This window comes from Aliiglaciecola sp. (genome assembly GCF_039982535.1).
In the GTDB taxonomy this organism is placed as follows: domain Bacteria; phylum Pseudomonadota; class Gammaproteobacteria; order Enterobacterales; family Alteromonadaceae; genus Aliiglaciecola.
On the sequence record NZ_JBDWYG010000010.1, the window covers coordinates 65,992 to 83,684 of the forward strand.

The 17,693-nt window shown below is 40.7% G+C and carries 15 protein-coding genes; 8 read left to right on the plus strand and 7 right to left on the minus strand.

Annotated elements, in window-relative coordinates; all coding sequences use genetic code 11:
• The first annotated feature begins 133 nt into the window (after positions 1-133).
• The 4 genes from ABJV04_RS02020 to purB all read left to right on the plus strand — a co-directional run bounded on the left by ABJV04_RS02020 (position 134) and on the right by purB (position 4,000).
• Positions 134-709: an rRNA large subunit pseudouridine synthase E gene (locus ABJV04_RS02020; RefSeq protein ID WP_348489436.1), complete on the plus strand. Its 576-nt coding sequence runs from the start codon at positions 134-136 to the stop codon at positions 707-709.
• Positions 710-857: 148 nt separating this feature from the next.
• Entirely contained in the window at positions 858-1,982 is a 1,125-nt protein-coding gene (gene mnmA / locus ABJV04_RS02025; RefSeq protein WP_348489437.1) for a tRNA 2-thiouridine(34) synthase MnmA, read from the plus strand.
• A complete protein-coding gene (gene hflD, locus ABJV04_RS02030; RefSeq protein WP_348489438.1) occupies positions 1,943-2,617 on the plus strand; it encodes a high frequency lysogenization protein HflD in 675 nt (224 codons plus the stop codon). Before mnmA ends, hflD begins: the two co-directional genes overlap by 40 nt.
• Before the next feature lie 9 nt (positions 2,618-2,626).
• Complete coding sequence (gene purB / locus ABJV04_RS02035; RefSeq protein ID WP_348489439.1) at positions 2,627-4,000, plus strand: adenylosuccinate lyase; 1,374 nt, start codon at positions 2,627-2,629, stop codon at positions 3,998-4,000.
• Between the two features lie 35 nt (positions 4,001-4,035).
• Here the strand turns inward: purB and ABJV04_RS02040 are convergent, their stop codons facing one another.
• The 5 genes from ABJV04_RS02040 to ABJV04_RS02060 all read right to left on the minus strand — a co-directional run bounded on the left by ABJV04_RS02040 (position 4,036) and on the right by ABJV04_RS02060 (position 9,088).
• The gene (locus ABJV04_RS02040) at positions 4,036-4,617 is read right to left on the minus strand and encodes a hypothetical protein (protein WP_348489440.1); all 582 of its coding nucleotides are present in this window, start codon (positions 4,615-4,617) and stop codon (positions 4,036-4,038) included.
• A 25-nt stretch (positions 4,618-4,642) separates the two neighbouring features.
• A complete protein-coding gene (locus ABJV04_RS02045) occupies positions 4,643-5,407 on the minus strand; it encodes an SDR family oxidoreductase (protein WP_348489441.1) in 765 nt (254 codons plus the stop codon).
• Positions 5,408-5,493: 86 nt separating this feature from the next.
• Positions 5,494-6,258, minus strand: coding sequence for an SDR family NAD(P)-dependent oxidoreductase (locus ABJV04_RS02050; protein ID WP_348489442.1), 765 nt, complete (start codon positions 6,256-6,258; stop codon positions 5,494-5,496).
• Positions 6,255-7,262, minus strand: coding sequence for an NADP-dependent oxidoreductase (locus ABJV04_RS02055; protein WP_348489443.1), 1,008 nt, complete (start codon positions 7,260-7,262; stop codon positions 6,255-6,257). Before ABJV04_RS02055 ends, ABJV04_RS02050 begins: the two co-directional genes overlap by 4 nt.
• 26 nt (positions 7,263-7,288) lie before the next feature.
• The gene (locus tag ABJV04_RS02060) at positions 7,289-9,088 is read right to left on the minus strand and encodes an acyl-CoA dehydrogenase (protein ID WP_348489444.1); all 1,800 of its coding nucleotides are present in this window, start codon (positions 9,086-9,088) and stop codon (positions 7,289-7,291) included.
• 152 nt (positions 9,089-9,240) lie between these two features.
• Here ABJV04_RS02060 and ABJV04_RS02065 point away from each other — a divergent pair, with 152 nt between their 5' ends.
• From ABJV04_RS02065 to ABJV04_RS02075, 3 genes are all read left to right on the plus strand, one after another.
• Entirely contained in the window at positions 9,241-10,224 is a 984-nt protein-coding gene (locus ABJV04_RS02065) for a helix-turn-helix domain-containing protein (RefSeq protein ID WP_348489445.1), read from the plus strand.
• Positions 10,225-10,539: 315 nt separating this feature from the next.
• On the plus strand, positions 10,540-12,846 hold the full coding sequence (locus ABJV04_RS02070) for a TonB-dependent receptor (protein ID WP_348489446.1): 2,307 nt from the start codon (positions 10,540-10,542) through the stop codon (positions 12,844-12,846).
• 504 nt (positions 12,847-13,350) lie between these two features.
• Positions 13,351-13,659, plus strand: coding sequence for an isoamylase early set domain-containing protein (locus ABJV04_RS02075; RefSeq protein ID WP_348489447.1), 309 nt, complete (start codon positions 13,351-13,353; stop codon positions 13,657-13,659).
• 104 nt (positions 13,660-13,763) lie between these two features.
• On the opposite strand, the gene ABJV04_RS02080 is transcribed toward ABJV04_RS02075, so the two are convergent.
• Together ABJV04_RS02080 and ABJV04_RS02085 are read right to left on the minus strand one after the other, a co-directional pair.
• A complete protein-coding gene (locus ABJV04_RS02080; RefSeq protein ID WP_348489448.1) occupies positions 13,764-14,690 on the minus strand; it encodes an FAD-binding protein in 927 nt (308 codons plus the stop codon).
• Positions 14,690-15,439 carry an electron transfer flavoprotein subunit beta/FixA family protein gene (locus tag ABJV04_RS02085; RefSeq protein WP_348489449.1) on the minus strand — a complete coding sequence of 250 codons (750 nt, stop codon included), beginning with the start codon at positions 15,437-15,439 and terminating at the stop codon, positions 14,690-14,692. Before ABJV04_RS02085 ends, ABJV04_RS02080 begins: the two co-directional genes overlap by 1 nt.
• Positions 15,440-15,879: 440 nt before the next feature.
• Here ABJV04_RS02085 and ABJV04_RS02090 point away from each other — a divergent pair, with 440 nt between their 5' ends.
• A complete protein-coding gene (locus ABJV04_RS02090; protein ID WP_348489453.1) occupies positions 15,880-17,511 on the plus strand; it encodes an electron transfer flavoprotein-ubiquinone oxidoreductase in 1,632 nt (543 codons plus the stop codon).
• The last annotated feature ends 182 nt before the right edge of the window (positions 17,512-17,693 follow it).

The following is a 17,693-nucleotide window of genomic DNA, read 5'->3' on the forward strand; positions in this document are numbered from 1 at the left end:
ACTTCGCACCGAACCGCAAAAAATAGTTCATCACGAAAGGTTATAGATGCTAACAATCAATGATATATGGGCTAAACTCGGTTTACTAGCTCCAAGCACACTAAAACCATAAAAAAGTGAATACTTATTCAAAATGAGACAAAAAAAACACATAAAAAAGAAATTAACAGGTCAAACAAGGACTGTACTTTTATTTAATAAACCATTTGATGTACTGACTCAGTTTACGGATGATCAAAATCGAAAAACCCTCAAAAACTATATAGATATACCCGATGTTTATGCTGCTGGGCGTTTAGATAGAGACAGTGAAGGGCTTTTAGTTTTGACCAATGACGGTAAGCTTCAACACAAAATTGCTAACCCTAAACAAAAAATGCCAAAAACCTATTGGGCACAAGTCGATGGTGACATTACCCAAGACGCAATCGATAAACTCTGCCTAGGGGTAGAATTAAAAGATGGTCTCACCCTACCCGCGCAAGTGAAAAAGATCCCGCCACCGGATGTTTGGGAACGGACACCACCAGTAAGGTTTCGGGCTAATATTCCAACAAGTTGGATTTCCCTTACTATTTGTGAAGGGCGTAACCGTCAAGTCCGTCGAATGACTGCGGCGGTTGGCTTCCCTACTCTGCGGTTAATTCGCTACCAAATTGGTCAGTGGACAATTGATGGCTTAGATAACGGAAAATATCGAGTTTTGTAGGGCGTCCAAAAGAGCAAATTAAAAAAATCGTGAGCAATCCAATTTTGGTTATAAATTAGTTCTTTTTTGTAATCCCGTGTATTTAACTAAAGGCTTTATTTTGCTAGACTTGCCGCCCAATTTAGCAGCCAAGAATTCACCAACCAATATGTCAAATACGAACACGACAGCAAATTTACAAAACGCTAACAAAAAAGTCATCGTTGGAATGTCTGGCGGTGTAGATTCTTCTGTTGCCGCTTATCTTCTTCAACAACAAGGTTATCAGGTAGAAGGCCTGTTTATGAAAAACTGGGAAGAAGATGACAGTGATGAATATTGTTTAGCCGCTGAAGATTTAGCTGACGCGCAAGCGGTAGCTGACAAACTTGGTATTGAATTACACACTATTAATTTTGCAGCTGAATACTGGGACAATGTATTCGAGTATTTTCTTGAGGAATATCGCGCTGGGCGCACGCCTAATCCCGATATTATGTGTAACAAGGAAATCAAATTTAAAGCATTTTTAGAGTTCGCTGCAGAAGATTTAGGAGCTGACTATATTGCTACGGGGCACTATGTCCGTCGTGAAAAACGCAACGACCATTGGAAAATGCTACGTGGCCTAGATAGTAATAAAGACCAAAGTTACTTCCTATATACTTTAGGTGAAGAGCACATTGCCAAAACCTTATTCCCTGTTGGCGATATTGAAAAACCTGAAGTACGTAAAATTGCAGAACAACAAGATTTCATCACTCACGATAAAAAAGATAGCACGGGTATTTGTTTTATCGGTGAACGAAAGTTTAAAGACTTCTTAGGCCAGTATTTACCTGCACAACCCGGTATTATCGAAACCGCAGAAGGTATTGAAATAGGTAAACATGATGGCCTTATGTTTCATACATTAGGTCAACGTAAAGGCTTGCACATCGGCGGTAAAAAAGAGTTTGGCGATGAACCTTGGTACGTTGTCGATAAAGATGTCGAGCGCAATGTGTTAATAGTAGGCCAAGGCGCTGATCATCCGGCGCTTTATTCTGTTGGCCTGATTGCTAATCAATTACACTGGGTAGACCGTTTAGGTCCGCAACAAGAAACTCGTTGTGCTGTGAAAACACGTTATCGTCAGGAAGATATTCCCTGTACAGTTACCTCCTTACCTGATGGCCAAATTAAAGTGCTTTTTGATGAACCACAAAAAGCAGTCACACCTGGACAGTCAGCCGTATTCTATCAGCAAGATGAATGTTTAGGTGGCGGAATTATAGAGAGTTATTTGCGTTGAACATAGACCACGAAAAAGAAAAAACTTTAGCTTTAGCTGGCGTTTGTCAAGCGGCGACTTTGGTACAATCCATCGCCCGTAAAGGCGAAGCAGACACTAATGCGTTTAAAACAAGCATCAATAGCTTAGTTTTGACAGACGCACAAAGCACAATTGAAGTGTATGGCAGTATCGAAAACTTAAGAGTGGGATTAGGTACTTTGATCGGTCAATTGGGTAATACTCCTATGCAAAAAGATGCCGAAATCACACGTTATATTGCCAGCCTTTTAGGGCTCGAGCGTAAGCTTAAGAAGTCATCCAAAAGATTGGACGAACTATCTAAACGCATTGAACAAATTCAACGACAAACCGCTCATTTAGACTTGTTTGATGAACAAATGATGAGTAATTTAGCCAGCATTTATTCCGACGTCATTAGTCCTATGGGATCAAAGATCCAAATTGCTGGCACCCCAGAACAGTTAAAGAAAAATAGCAATCAACACAAAGTCAGAGCGCTATTATTAAGCGGTTTGCGTTCAGCTGTATTGTGGCGCCAGTTGGGCGGCAAAAGACGACAAATTTTATTTAACCGAAAAAGCATTGTGAGCAACGCTACTGCATTGCAACACTCTCTTCACCAATCCCTATAGGAGTACTTCATGGAATTGTCTGCACTCACAGCAGTTTCCCCCGTTGATGGCCGTTACGGCTCTAAAAGTTCAGCCTTAAGACACTTTTTTAGTGAATACGGTTTGTTAAAATACCGTGTTCAAGTTGAAGTTCGTTGGTTACAAAAACTAGCAGACACAGCTGAAATAACTGAAGTACCTGCATTCTCTCCAGAGTCAACAGAGTTGCTTAACAGCATAGTTGATAATTTCAGTGAAGATGATGCATTGCGTATCAAAACCATCGAAAGAACCACCAATCACGATGTCAAAGCGGTTGAATACTTTTTAAAAGAAAAAGTTGAAAGCAACAGTGAACTTAACAGCGTAAATGAATTTATTCACTTTGCTTGTACCTCTGAAGATATTAATAATTTGTCCCATGGTCTAATGTTAAGTGAAGCAAGAGACCAGGTTATTTTACCTTATTGCGATAAGTTGATTGCTGAAACAAAACGGTTAGCTATCGAATATAAAACTATTCCTATGATGGCAAGAACCCATGGCCAGCCAGCCTCTCCAACCACTATGGGTAAAGAAATGGCTAACGTCATGCATCGTTTGCAACGTCAACGCCAGCAAATACAAGATGTCACCATCTTAGGTAAAATTAATGGTGCTGTAGGTAACTACAATGCACACATTAGTGCCTACCCTAATATTGATTGGAATGGCTTTTCTCAGTCTTTTGTAGAAAGTTTAGGACTTGATTGGAATCAATATACTACGCAAATCGAACCCCACGATTATATCGCTGAGTTATTCGATGCCATGGCGCGTTTCAACACCATTCTTATCGATTTTGATCGTGATGTTTGGGGTTATATTGCTTTGGGTCACTTCAAGCAAAAAACCATTGCCGGTGAAATTGGTTCTTCAACCATGCCCCATAAAGTGAATCCTATTGATTTTGAAAACTCAGAAGGCAACTTAGGTTTAGCCAATGCGATGTTTAACCATTTGGCCACTAAACTACCGATTTCAAGGTGGCAGCGTGACCTTACTGACTCAACTGTATTGAGAAACCTAGGTGTCGGTATGGGTTACTCGGTGATTGCCTATGAATCGACCTTAAAAGGTATCAGTAAGTTACAAGTTAACGAGCAAAGTCTAAGAAACGAACTTGATAGCAATTGGGAATTGTTAGCCGAACCGATTCAAACGGTTATGCGCCGTTATGGTATTGAAAAACCTTATGAGAAGTTAAAAGAACTCACCCGTGGTAAAAAAGTTGATCAGGGTGCCATTGCTGAATTTATTGATAATCTCGACTTACCAAGCAATGTAAAAACGGAATTAAAACAAATCTCACCAGCTAATTACATTGGTGATGCAATTGCTTTGGTTGAAAAAATCACAGCATAACCTTCATGCACACCATGTTTATCGTTCCAAGTTGGTTAAATACCTGCTTGGAGCGATAATATCTGCTTAATTTCTTGCGTAAAAATTGACTCAGCGTTTTTATTGTATCCCCTTGAAGCCAAGTTCATAAAACCATGTTCGAACTCTGTCTTTTGACACTTCACATTGTCATGTAAAGCTAACTCCTCGATAACTGTATCAATATTGAAATTAGGTTCTTTATGAGGGAAGTAAAGTTGGCTTGGTATACAAGGTTTTAGCTTTGTAAAAAAGCGTACTTGCCCAGGATAAAACCCATAAAATCTATCAATGCTTTGAGAATAATCTTTTTCGCTTAGCAGCTTATACAGGGTTGCTGCCCCAGCACTAAAACCAATTACCGTTTTGTTGGCAAGGCTGGCTGCTAAAGCGGCTGAAATTCGCATGGCATATTTTTCGATGCCGCCTGCTCGTTGAAATGCTGAATAGGCCAAAGCTTCATCAGTAAAGTTAACCGAAGAGATATAAGGACTGACAATGGTTAATTGCCAGTCCGCAGGTAATACTTGGTTACACCATTGTTTGAAGGACGCCGTTTGTCCAAAAATATCCGAACAAACCACTAACTGATGAACCATGGAATTACCTATATTGATGACGTATTTACGCCATCATACCACCATCAACCACAACTGTGGTGCCGGTTGTGTAACTTGATGCATCGGATACCAAGTACAACACAGTCCCCGCCATTTCATCAGGATCAGCTACTCGGCCTAATGGAATAATTTGCAGAGCTTGTTTTAGGATCTTATCGTTAGTAGTTAACGCCGACGCAAATTTGGTGTCTGTCAAACCTGGCAATAATGCATTTACTCGAATGTTCAAACTGCCACATTCCTTGGCGAATGCTTTTGTCATGCTTACCACGGCAGCTTTTGATATGGAGTAAATTCCTTGCATATCGCCTGGTGACAATGCATTCACAGAAGCGGTATTTAAGATCACGCCACCGCCCTGCTCTTTCATCATTTTACCGGCAGCCACTGACATAAAGAAATAACCTCGAATATTCACATCTACAGTTTTATCGTAGGCGGCAAGATCTGTATCTAAAATGTGACCAAAAAATGGATTGGCCGCAGCGTTATTCACTAAAATATCTAGTTGACCAAACTGTTCTTTGATTTGCGCAAAGGTAGCATCTATTTGTGCAATTTCACCAACGTGGCAAGCCATAGCATGGGCTTTACCGCCATTATCGCGAATGCTCTGGGCAACGGCTTCACAACCATCAATTTTACGGCTAGAGACGATCACCTCAGCACCATAGGTAGCCAATAATCTAGCTATCGACTCACCAATACCTCGACTAGCGCCGGTGACTAATGCTACTTTTCCAGTTAAATCGAATAAATTCTTGTTCATTTTGTGTTCCTGTAGTTTTTCTTCTTCTTTATCTTCAAGGTAAAATATTAGTAGCGCCCTTAAATAAGGGCACTAAATCACGCTATTTAAGCAGTTAACCCACCGTCTAACACCATGGAATGGCCGGTCATAAAACTTGACTCATCACTGCATAACCAAGCAATGGCATAGGCAATTTCGTCTACCTCTCCAAGCCGTTTCATTGGATTAGCACTGACTAGGGTGTTTTGCTGTTTTTCATTAAAGTTGGCCAGTACGTTTTCGACCATTGGGGTCTTAACAAAACTAGGACAAACCGCATTAACACGAATATTTGACCTTGCATATTCAATAGCGACAGATTTAGTTAATCCAATCACCCCATGTTTAGATGCGCCGTAAGCAGCAATAGTTGGAGCACCAGAGACTCCAGCCACCGAGGCTAAATTGATTACCTGTCCACCGCCTACTGTCAGCATGTGGGCTATGGCTTGTTTCATGCAATACCAAACACCCGTTAGATTGATGGCGATATTACGATGAAAGTCTTCATCTGGCACATCTAACATGCGTGCTGGTGTGTGATCGACACCGGCATTATTAAGGGCTACATGAATCTGACCAAACTTGTCGATGGCAGCAGCGTAAAAAGCTTTAACTGAATCATTTTCAGTCACGTCTAGTTCACAAAATGCCACTGAATAGCCCTGATCTTGCAGGGATTGACTTAAAGCCTCACCGGCTGCCACATTGCGATCACCGAAAAACACCTTTGATCCTCGCGACGCAAGAAGCTCAGTGGTTTTAGCGCCTATTCCTGATGCGCCACCAGTCACCACAATATGCTTGTTTTCTACGTTAGCTGCTTTCATGATGTATGGTCCACCTTGAGTACTAACTTACCGAAGTTTTCGCCTCTGAAAAGCATCAGTAAAGTGTCAGGGAAAGTTTCAAGCCCTTCAACCACATGTTCTTTAGCAATCAACTTACCTTCGCCAATCCAGCCCGACATTTCAGCTGCTGCTTTACCGTAGTTTTCAATATTATCAAACACGACAATCCCTTCCATACGCGCTCGATTTACCAATAGCGTTAAATAATTTGAAGGTCCTTTAACAGCGGTTGTATTATTGTATTGACTGATTGCCCCACAAATAACAATTCTGGCTTTCATATTTATTTGAGTAAGGACGTCATCAAGAATTTCACCACCCACGTTATCGAAAAACACATCAACACCGTCAGGACACTGTTCTTTCAGGGCTTTTTTCACATTTGAATTTTTATAATCAACGACACCATCAAATCCGAGCTCATCAACTAGGTAACGACACTTGTCTTCGCCACCGGCAATACCCACTACGCGACAACCTTTGATTTTAGCAATTTGACCGACGACTGTGCCCACCGCCCCTGCCGCACCAGAGACCACTACGGTTTCACCGGCTTTTGGCTGTCCAGTATCTAAAATACCGAAATAGGCTGTCATACCAGGCATGCCTAATACCCCTAGATACCGTTCAAGTGGTGCTAAACTAGGATCAACTTTATAAACCCCTTGAGTTGAAATAACAGCGAAATCACTTACACCGAAACCACCATATACAAAATCCCCTGCAGTAAAGTTGGGATCTGTGGATTCTAGTACTTCCCCTACGCCACCGGCGCGCATCACTTCCCCAATCTCAACAGGAGGAATGTAGGATTTACCTTCATTCATCCAACCACGCATGGCGGGATCCAGAGAAATATAAAGCACTTTTACTTTAATTTGGTTTTCCTGAAGATCAGGTAATTCAGTGGTTACTAAATTCCAGTTATCTGCGGTCGGCGTTCCCACGGGGCGGGACGCCAAAAGAAATTGTCTGCTTTTCATAATAATTGATTCCTTTTTATCTGTGTTTAAAACCATTCTGGTTGCATGTCGCTGCAACTGCTGTCGAATGCTTGCAGTAGTTTTAAATCTCTATCTATTAAAGGGAGTTCCCAATTGACGTAATATTTTGCCGCTTGAATTTTGCCAAGGTAATATGACTTATCTTCAGCTTTGCACTCTGCCAATGCTTTTTCCGCCACGTTTGCTTGACGGATCCAAATCCAGCTCATCACAATGCTCGAAAATACATTCATGAAACATTGGGCATTAGCCAGTAAATTAGGCAGCTTTTCATTGCGCAATGCTTCTCCAAGCACCGGAATTAGCGGTTGCATTTTTGCCATATAGTCCAAAGTGGACTTCACTAAAGGAGCACAGTTCTCTCCCGTCGCAGTGTTAAAATCGGCCAGTATGCGAGTTTGCAATGTGTTTAAACCTGCACCGTTTGCTTGCCATAACTTACGGGTAAGCAGATCTAAGGCTTGAATACCATTAGTGCCTTCATGGATTGGGTTAAGACGATTATCACGCCAGCATTGTTCCACTGGGTATTCTCGTGTGTATCCAGCGCCACCTAGAATTTGTATGGCTAAATCATTAGCCTTTACCCCAAATTCGGATGGCCAAGCTTTGACCACTGGTGTTAATAAATCTAGTAACTCCTCCGTCACCTTTCTCTCTTCGGCTGATTCAAGTGTTTTTGCGTCATCCACTAAGCGAGCAGCATACAAGCACAGAGACATGGCACCTTCCACATAGGCTTTTTGGGCTAATAACATGCGCTTCACATCACCGTGATTGATAATTTCAGTGGCTGGATCTGTAGGGGCGTTTTTAGGAGGAACTCGACCTTGGGTGCGGTCTTTAGCATAGGCCAATGAATATTGGTAACCGCTATATCCTATCATAGCAGCACCAAAGCCGACTCCAATACGCGCTTCATTCATCATCAGGAACATGTATTTAAGTCCTTGATGAGCTTCACCGACTAAATACCCATGACAATCGCCATTTTCACCGAAACTTAATGCTGTTGACGTGGCTCCGCGATAGCCCATTTTGTGGATTAATCCAGCTAAGGCAACGTCATTTTTAGTGCTTGGCTCACCAGCTTCATCTAAGCGATATTTAGGCACAACAAACAAAGAAATCCCTTTGACTCCCGCTGGTGCCCCCTGAATTTTGGCTAGCACTAAATGTACAATGTTGTTAGATAACTGATGTTCACCGGCAGAGATATATAATTTACTGCCCTTAATACGGTAACTTCCATCTTCAGCTGCAACTGCACTGGTGCGGATATCTGCCAATGAAGAGCCAGCATGGGGTTCGGTTAACGCCATAGTCCCAGTAAACTCACCGGTTAACATTCGCGGCATAAATTGTTCTTTAAGGTTCTGGCTAGCAAAATTGCCAATCACATTGGCGGCTGCTACGGTTAAGAAAGCATAAGCTGAACTCGAAGGATTGGCGGCCATAAAGTAGCCTGAGGTTGCCATCATGATAGTTTCTGGAAGTTGCATCCCACCTTCTTCGAAATCATAACGACCAGCCATAAACCCTGCTTCGTTATAAGCATCAAATGCTTCTTTCACTTGCGGGATCATGTGTACGGTTTTACCGTCAAACTTAGGCTCATCAGCATCGGCTATGGCATTATGATCTGCAAATTTCTCAGTAGCGATTTTATTCGCAGTCGATAAGATGGCATCAAAGGTTTCTTTATTATGTTCGGCAAAACGTTCACGTTGCAGAAGTGATTCGATATTTAATACTTCGTACAGTTGAAAGGGTAATTCTTTTGGGTGGATCAATTCTTCATTCATTATGCGTATCCTTGATTAGATCATGAAGCTAGCATCACATATTTATGCCTCCTCGCTAACTGTCATTATTGACTCTTTTATGGCTAATATCGCCACACATTCATAACCGTGATAAACTTACAAAAACCCAACTTATATAGAGACAATTTTACGTGCACAATGTCACCATTTTAGGTTTTGAACATGCCTATGCCAGCGCAGTTACAGGTGCCTTAGATATCTTTGCTTTAGCAGGTGTAACTTGGCAACGAATGCAAGGCAAACCACCGGAACGCATTTTTAATGTGCAGTTAGCTTCGGTGGGAAAACGAGATATTGAGTGCATTAACCAGCTCACGTTGAAGAGTCAAATCGCCATTGAAGATGTTAGCGATACAGATATTTTGATTATTCCGACCATAGGCGGGAAACTTGAAGAAGTGTTGTCGGCAAATCGTAATCTGTTACCTTTTTTACAGTACTTCAATAGTAAAGGGACAGATATAGCGAGTAATTGTAGTGGTGCTTTTTTTCTTGCCGAAGCTGGTATTTTAAATAACAAAAAAGCAACTACCCACTGGGGTTATGCAGAGACATTTGCCAAGCGTTATCCAGCCGTGAATTTATTGTCCAATAAACTCATCACCCAAGATGGCAATATATATTGCTCTGGTGGAGGTATGGCTTGGTTTGATTTAGCTCTTTTGCTGATTGAGAGATATTGCGGTCATGATGTGGCCACCAATACGGCCAAAGCTCACGTATTGGATATTTCCCGTGGTAATCAAGCCGCTTATGCACAATTGAGAAGTAAAAAATATCATCAAGATGCGGAAATATTAAAAGCCCAAGAGTGGTTAGAGACCCACTATCACCAACAGATTTCATTAGATCAATTAGCGAAACAGGTGAGCTTAACAAATCGCACTTTTTTGCGTCGTTTTAAAATCGCAACAGAACAAACCCCATTTTCATATTTGCAGTCTATCCGCGTCGAGGCAGCTAAAAAGTTACTTGAAACCGAAAACTCTTCATTGGAGGCGATAGTGACTAAAGTCGGTTATGAAGATACTCGTTCGTTTACTCGATTATTTAACTCATTAACCGGTTTATCTCCAAGTCAATATCGCAAAAAGTTCTTTCGAACCTATAGCTAATCAAACATCTGGGTAACGTCATTAAAAAGTAGCCGTTAAATAATAAAATGAAATATAGCGCTTTTAGAAACAGTTAAATACACCTTTAAAAAGTCGCCTGTAAAGACAGCCATTAGTGAGTGGCGTTTAAGGAATTATGTATAAGTTATCGATTAATATTGGATTCTATTGGTATATAAAATTACACTAATACGCAACTTGGTTTCGTAGTCCGTTAAACCACCTTATTTGAAAAATACCCCCGTATTGAGCTCATGGGGTAATAAAGCAAAAGAATAAACACACAATTAAACTTACTAACAACTTGGTCATATTATGAAAACACTCAAAAAAACAGCCATCGCTTTGTGCATTCAATCGGCCTTAATCAGCCAATTAAGTTTTGCCCAAGAGCAAGACACAACATCATCCGAACGTAGTTTGGAAAAAATCACTGTCACCGCACAAAAACGCACGCAAAGTATTCAAGATGTTCCCATATCCATTGCCACCTTAAATGGCGAACGTTTCGAAAGTATCTTCTCTGGTGGTGAAGATATAATCGCATTGGCGGTAAGGGTACCAGGTCTGTACGCTGAGACATCTAATGGTCGTGTAGCTCCGCGTTTTTACATTCGAGGGCTAGGTAATTCAGATTTCGATTTAGCCGCATCACAACCTGTTTCGATTGTGATGGACGACGTTGTTAAGGAAAACGTTATTCTTAAAAGTTTTCCATTATTTGATGTCTCCCAAGTGGAAGTAATACGTGGTCCACAGGGCACATTATTTGGACGCAATACCACAGCAGGCATCGTCAAGTTTGACTCTGTCAAACCCAGCGAAGACTTCGACGCTTACATGAAGCTGGGTGTAGGTAACTTGGGCACATTAAATTTTGAAGGTGCTGTTGGTGGCGGATTAACAGATAATCTAGCGGGACGTTTTTCCGTTTTATCGCAAAACCGTAGTGATTGGATCGATAATGCTTATACTGGCGAAAATGATGCCATGGGTGGTTTCGACGAAAAAGCTTGGCGTGGTCAATTACTTTTTTCACCCAATGACGATTTTTCTGCATTATTAAATGTGCATGGAAGAGAACTGGACGGCACAGCATCGATTTTCCGCGCCAACATTTTCACTAAAGGCAGCAACGATTTAAATGAAAATTTTGACCGTGATGTGCTTTATTATGATGGCGATATTGACGGCAATGGAGCAGATAATAACCCGCAAGAATATAGCAATTATGGTGCCTCGCTGAAATTAGAGTTTGGTTTAGAAAACATGACGTTAACCAGTATCACTGCGTATGAACAAGCGGAAGGATATAGTTTAGGTGATATTGATGGTGGTGTTGTTTTAAACGAACCGGCAGACATTAATGGTGATGGAACAGAAGAAACCACCTACCCTGGCAACATTGCATTCTCTGCAGTAACCCAAGATAAACTGGATGATTTAGAGCAGCTAACCCAAGAAATTCGACTAGCAAGTGACACCGATGATGCACTAGGCTGGCAGCTAGGTGCGTTTTATTATGATGCTTCTTTTAATGTAACAAGTATTGACGGGTTTTACGGCGCAACTACTGTCTTTCATGAAAATACAACTTGGGCTGTTTTTGGTCAAACCTCATATCAAGTTAACGATAAGTTAGAAGTTATCGGTGGTCTGCGTTATACCTACGATGAAAAGTCACTTATGGTTGGCGAGCAGAATGTTGATGGTTTCGCCCTCGTAATTGGTGCGGCTTCTATTCAAGATTATGACGATATCAATGTTGATGATGGTCAAGTCAGTTGGGAACTCAGTGCAAACTATAAACTTGATAACAACACGTCGTTATTCGCTCGATTAGCAAATGGTTTCAGAGCGCAAACCATTCAAGGCCGTGATGTTGCATTTGAATCAAACCCATCGGTAGCTGAAGCTGAGACTATCAACTCCATAGAGCTAGGGATCAAAAAAGACCTACTTGAGGATACCTTACGGATCAATGCTGCAACTTTTTATTATGAAATTGATGACATGCAACTTAGCGCAATTGGCGGTGGTGCTAATACAACGGCGCTGATTAATGCTGACAAAGGCGTAGGTTATGGTTTTGAAATTGACGTAGAATATTTGGTCACGAATTATCTAACATTAACCGCTGGTTACAGTTATAACCACACAGAAATTCAAGATAGTGATTTGACTATCTTACCTTGTGGCGCAAACGCTGATTTTGCATTTACTGGAAATTGTACCGTATTTGATTCACGACCTGACGGCTATGCTGCTAGTATTGACGGAAACGCCTTCCCTCAAGCACCTGAAACTATTTTCAATTTCACAGCAAGATATGCCACTCCTATTGGTGATGATGGAGAACTATTTGTCTTCACCGATTGGGCATTCCAGGGTGAAACGAGCTTCTTCCTATACGACTCAGTGGAGTTTACCTCTGACAGTAATTATGAAGGTGGCTTGCGTATCGGTTATGAAAACTACCAAAACAACTACACTATTGCGCTTTTTGGTAGAAATATCACCGATGAAGAAAATGTTAAAGGAGCGATTGATTTCAATAACCTAGCAGGGATTATGAACCAACCTCGTATCTTTGGTATTGAAGCAAAAATTAGCTTTTACTAAAATACAGCTAAGCAGTGTAATGTTAAAAAACGATCCTTAAGGGTCGTTTTTTTTGCGACGTTGCACATTCGATTAGAACAAGCTTTACGCTTGTTAAACACAATTCAGCAAGAATCCTTAATAACTTTCAATTTCAGCAGCAGGTTAATTGCGTCCTACATTCAACGAGTTTGACTAACAAAGCGGTTTTAAACTGATATGAGGCTCATAATTTTCATCAATAATTGAATACTAATTGATCTAGATTAAAACAAATTGGCACAATTTCTGAGTTAATACATGTTAAAGACAAATTGATCGTTCAAAACGGGTTGTTTTACACTAAATAAGTGCATAAAATTTAATCGCGTAATAAATTTCGCACCGATAAAGGGCATGTTTTGTACGATTTTCAGTCAAAAATCGGAATATTTTGTAATTTCATTTCACAAAATCAGATTAAAACTGTAATATTGCTGAATTAATAGTCTATTGATGTAATTTAATTACCATGCGGAGGGGCATATGAGCTTCAAGAAACAATACCTTAAATCAAAACCAGTGTGTAAAGTGACTTTCAAACTTTCGAAAGAAGAAGCTAAAAATGCTGAGACAGTGCGTTTAGTGGGCGATTTCAATGATTGGGATATCGAAGCATCACCAATGAAGAAATTAAAGAATGGTTCATTTTCTTCAACCATTAATTTGCCAGCTGATGCGGAATATCAATTCCGATATTTGTTAGATGATGAAGAATGGGAAAATGATTGGAGTGCAGACGCTTACGTGACTTCACCTATTTCTTTTGATGACAACTCAGTAGTTTCTGTATAAACCGCGAATAGGATTTATTAGCGTATAATCCTGATATAAAGCGCAGACCAATAAAAAGGCAGTCATGCATACTTGCAGACTGCCTTTTGTTGTATTGAAACCGCTTATAGTGCAGCTTCTAACTCTGGCAATACGTCAAACAAGTCGCCTACTAAACCATAATCAGCAACTTGGAAGATTGGAGCTTCTTCATCCTTATTGATCGCTACGATCACTTTCGAATCTTTCATACCGGCTAAATGCTGTATGGCACCAGAAATTCCAACCGCGATATATAATTGCGGCGCAACAATTTTTCCTGTCTGCCCCACTTGCATATCATTTGGTACAAAGCCAGCATCAACGGCAGCACGAGATGCACCAATCGCAGCACCAAGTTTATCAGCGATACCTTCAAGCAATTTAAAGTTTTCACCATTTTGCATACCGCGACCACCAGAAATAATCACCTCTGCAGCGGTTAATTCAGGACGTTCAGACTCGGTTAGTTCTGCACTCACAAATGCTGATTTTTCAGACACCTTCACACTATCAATGGCTTCAACTGTAGCTGAGCCATTTTCTTCTGCACCATCAAACGCTGAAGCACGAACAGTTAGTACTTTTTTAGTGTCACTACTTTGAACTGTAGCAATGGCATTACCAGCGTAAATAGGACGAACAAAAGTATCTTCACTTTCGACGGCGATAACATCTGAAATTTGTGCAACATCTAAAAGCGCAGCAACACGGGGCATGAAGTTTTTACCCGTTGTAGTGGCCGCAGCAATTATATGAGAATAGTCAGCAGCCAATTCAGTCACTAGGTCACCGATATTTTCAGCCATTTGGTGAGTGTACTCAGCGCTATCGGCCAATAATACTTTACTCACTCCAGCAATCTTACTTGCTTGTTCCGCTACCCCAGCGCAATCTTGCCCGGCAACCAAAACAACCACGTCACCCGCCATTTTACTGGCCGCGTTAACTAGTTTGTGAGTTTCAGTTTTTAATTGTTCGTTATCGTGTTCTGCATATACTAAAACAGCCATTAGATCACCTTCGCTTCAGTTTTTAATTTCTCGACCAACTCTGCTACATCAGCCACTTTGATCCCACCTTTGCGTTGGGCTGGCGGCGTAACTTTCAATGTTTTAACATTTGATGTAAGTGAGACCCCAAAACCGTCTGCAGGCTTAACATCAATAGGTTTACGTTTTGCTTTCATAATGTTGGGAAGGGTCGCATAACGAGGTTCATTGAGTCGTAAATCAGTGGTGACCACGGCAGGAAGACTTAATTCAACGGTTTGTAAGCCACCGTCGATTTCCCGTGTCACTTTCACTTTATCTCCATCTACATCCACTACAGATGCAAACGTACCTTGTGGCATACCTGTTAAGGCCGCTAACATTTGCCCGGTTTGGTTGTTATCTGAATCAATTGATTGTTTCCCTAGGATAACCATTCCTGGTTGTTCTTCTTCAACCACTTTTGCCAATAGTTTAGCTACTTGCAAAGAGTCGAGGTTTTCACTGGTATCAATTTGGATACCACGATCCGCTCCCAGTGCTAGTGCTGTTCTAATTTGCTCTTGGCAGGCTTTATCACCAATAGAAACCACAACAATTTCATCAGCAATACCTTTTTCTTTTAGTCGAACAGCTTCTTCTACAGCAATTTCACAGAACGGATTAATAGACATTTTTGTATTGGTCAAATCAACCGCGCTGTTATCGGCTTTAACGCGTACTTTTACGTTGTAATCAATGGCACGTTTAACCGGCACTAAAATTTTCATGTTTACCTCTATAAGATATAAAGTGTCGAAAAGTTGTAACGCAAAATCTGCGTATTTGTAAGGTTGGCTAAATTTACTGACTGTTTACCTAAGCGTCAACTATGTAAGGACAACTTCCATTTCCAGTTTCTAAGATTTTGGTTGTAAATTGTATGTTATAAATTCCATTTGAGCTTAATTTTTATTGTGTTAATGTTAGAAAAATATGGTGATTTACAGAGCAAAAAATCTCACCCTAAAAATTGATATAAACAATTGATTATACTTACTTTTTATCTATTTAAACAACGCTTCACAGAGTAGTCTTTAGGTAAAATGAACTATATGGTTGATGAATGCAAATCATCAATCTTGGTAAGTACAGGTGATAGTTGTTTATTTTGTTTATTTGTTTAATTGATAGTTATCTATAAAGGGGAAAACCAGTGGAACGTGAATCGATGGAGTTCGATGTGGTGGTAGTTGGGGCTGGTCCAGCCGGTCTATCGACCGCATGCAAAATAATGCAGTTAGCTCAACAAAATGAACAAGAGTTGATGGTATGTGTAGTCGAAAAAGGTTCTGAGGTGGGTGCTCATATTCTCTCGGGTGCAGTATTTGAAACTAAGGCTATGGATGAACTTTTTCCAGATTGGAGTGAGCGTGGCGCGCCTCTAACGACAAAAGTAACTGAGGATCATATCTATTATCTGAAGAACGAAAGTTCTGCAACTAAATTGCCTAACGTTATGACCCCAAAGACTATGCATAATCAAGGCAACTATATTGTCAGTATGGGGAATGTCTGTCGTTGGTTAGCTGATCAAGCCGAACAATTGGGTGTAGAAGTTTTTCCTGGCTTCGCTGCTTCTGAAGTAATTTACAATGATGATGGCAGTGTTGGTGGCATCATCACCGGCGATATGGGTATCAGTGAGTCAGGTGATCACAAAGACAGCTATATGCCAGGCATGGAATTAAGAGCCAAATACACGGTATTTGCTGAAGGTTGTCGCGGCCATTTAGGTAAACAGCTTATCTCCAAGTTTGATCTTGATAAAGATGCTTCACCTCAACACTATGGTATTGGCTTTAAAGAAATTTGGGATATCGATCCAGACAAACATCAAGAAGGCTTAGTGGTGCATACTGCAGGATGGCCTCTAAGTAGTGAAACCGGCGGCAGCTATCTTTACCACGCTGAAAATAATCAAATATTGGTGGGGATCATTATCGATCTTAATTACAAGAACCCGCATTTGAGTCCCTTTGATGAATTCCAAAGAGTCAAACAGCATCCGGTACTAAAACAATACTTAGAAGGTGGTAAACGCGTTTCCTATGGTGCCAGAGCCATTGCTAAAGGTGGTTATAATTCATTGCCGAAAATGACCTTTCCAGGCGGAATATTAGTCGGGTGTGATGCAGGTACCCTAAATTTTGCGAAAATTAAGGGAAATCATACTGCCATGAAATCGGGCATCTTAGCCGCAGAGACGATAGTTGAGGCTATCAGCCAAGATAAAGTCGGCCAAGACTTAACTGCCTATGCTGAAAAGTTTGAAAATTCTTGGCTGTATGAAGAATTATATAGTTCACAGAACTTCGGTGCTGCACTGCATAAGTTTGGTACCTTTTTAGGTGGCGCTTACAATACTTTTGAACAAAATATTCTAGGTGGCAAAGTCCTTTTCAAATTAAAAGATACCAGTACTGATCATGGTGCAATTGGTTTAGCCAGTGATTTTCCAAAAATCGAGTATGCGAAACCCGACGGTGTAATTAGTTTTGATAAACTTTCTTCGGTATTTTTATCCAATACCAACCATGAAGAAGATCAACCTTGTCATTTACGCTTAAAAGACCCGGCAACACCTATTGTTATCAACTTGCCTAAATACGATGAACCAGCCCAAAGGTACTGTCCTGCTGGCGTATATGAGATTATCGACAGCCCGGAAGGTGACAAAAAGCTGCAAATAAACGCCCAAAACTGTGTCCATTGCAAAACCTGCGATATCAAGGATCCAACCCAAAATATCGTTTGGGTAACCCCTGAAGGTGCAGGAGGACCGAACTACCCAAATATGTAGTTAAAATGTAAATCACATGGCTAGAATCGTGCTAAATTCTGGCCATGTGCAATTAATTCCATTAAATTGCTTGTATATCTGATCATTTATCCCTATCTACACACTTATGCAATCAATTAATTATCACCTAAGCAGCAATCATGCTGAAAAACCCTATTTAGTCCTTTTACACGGTCTGTTTG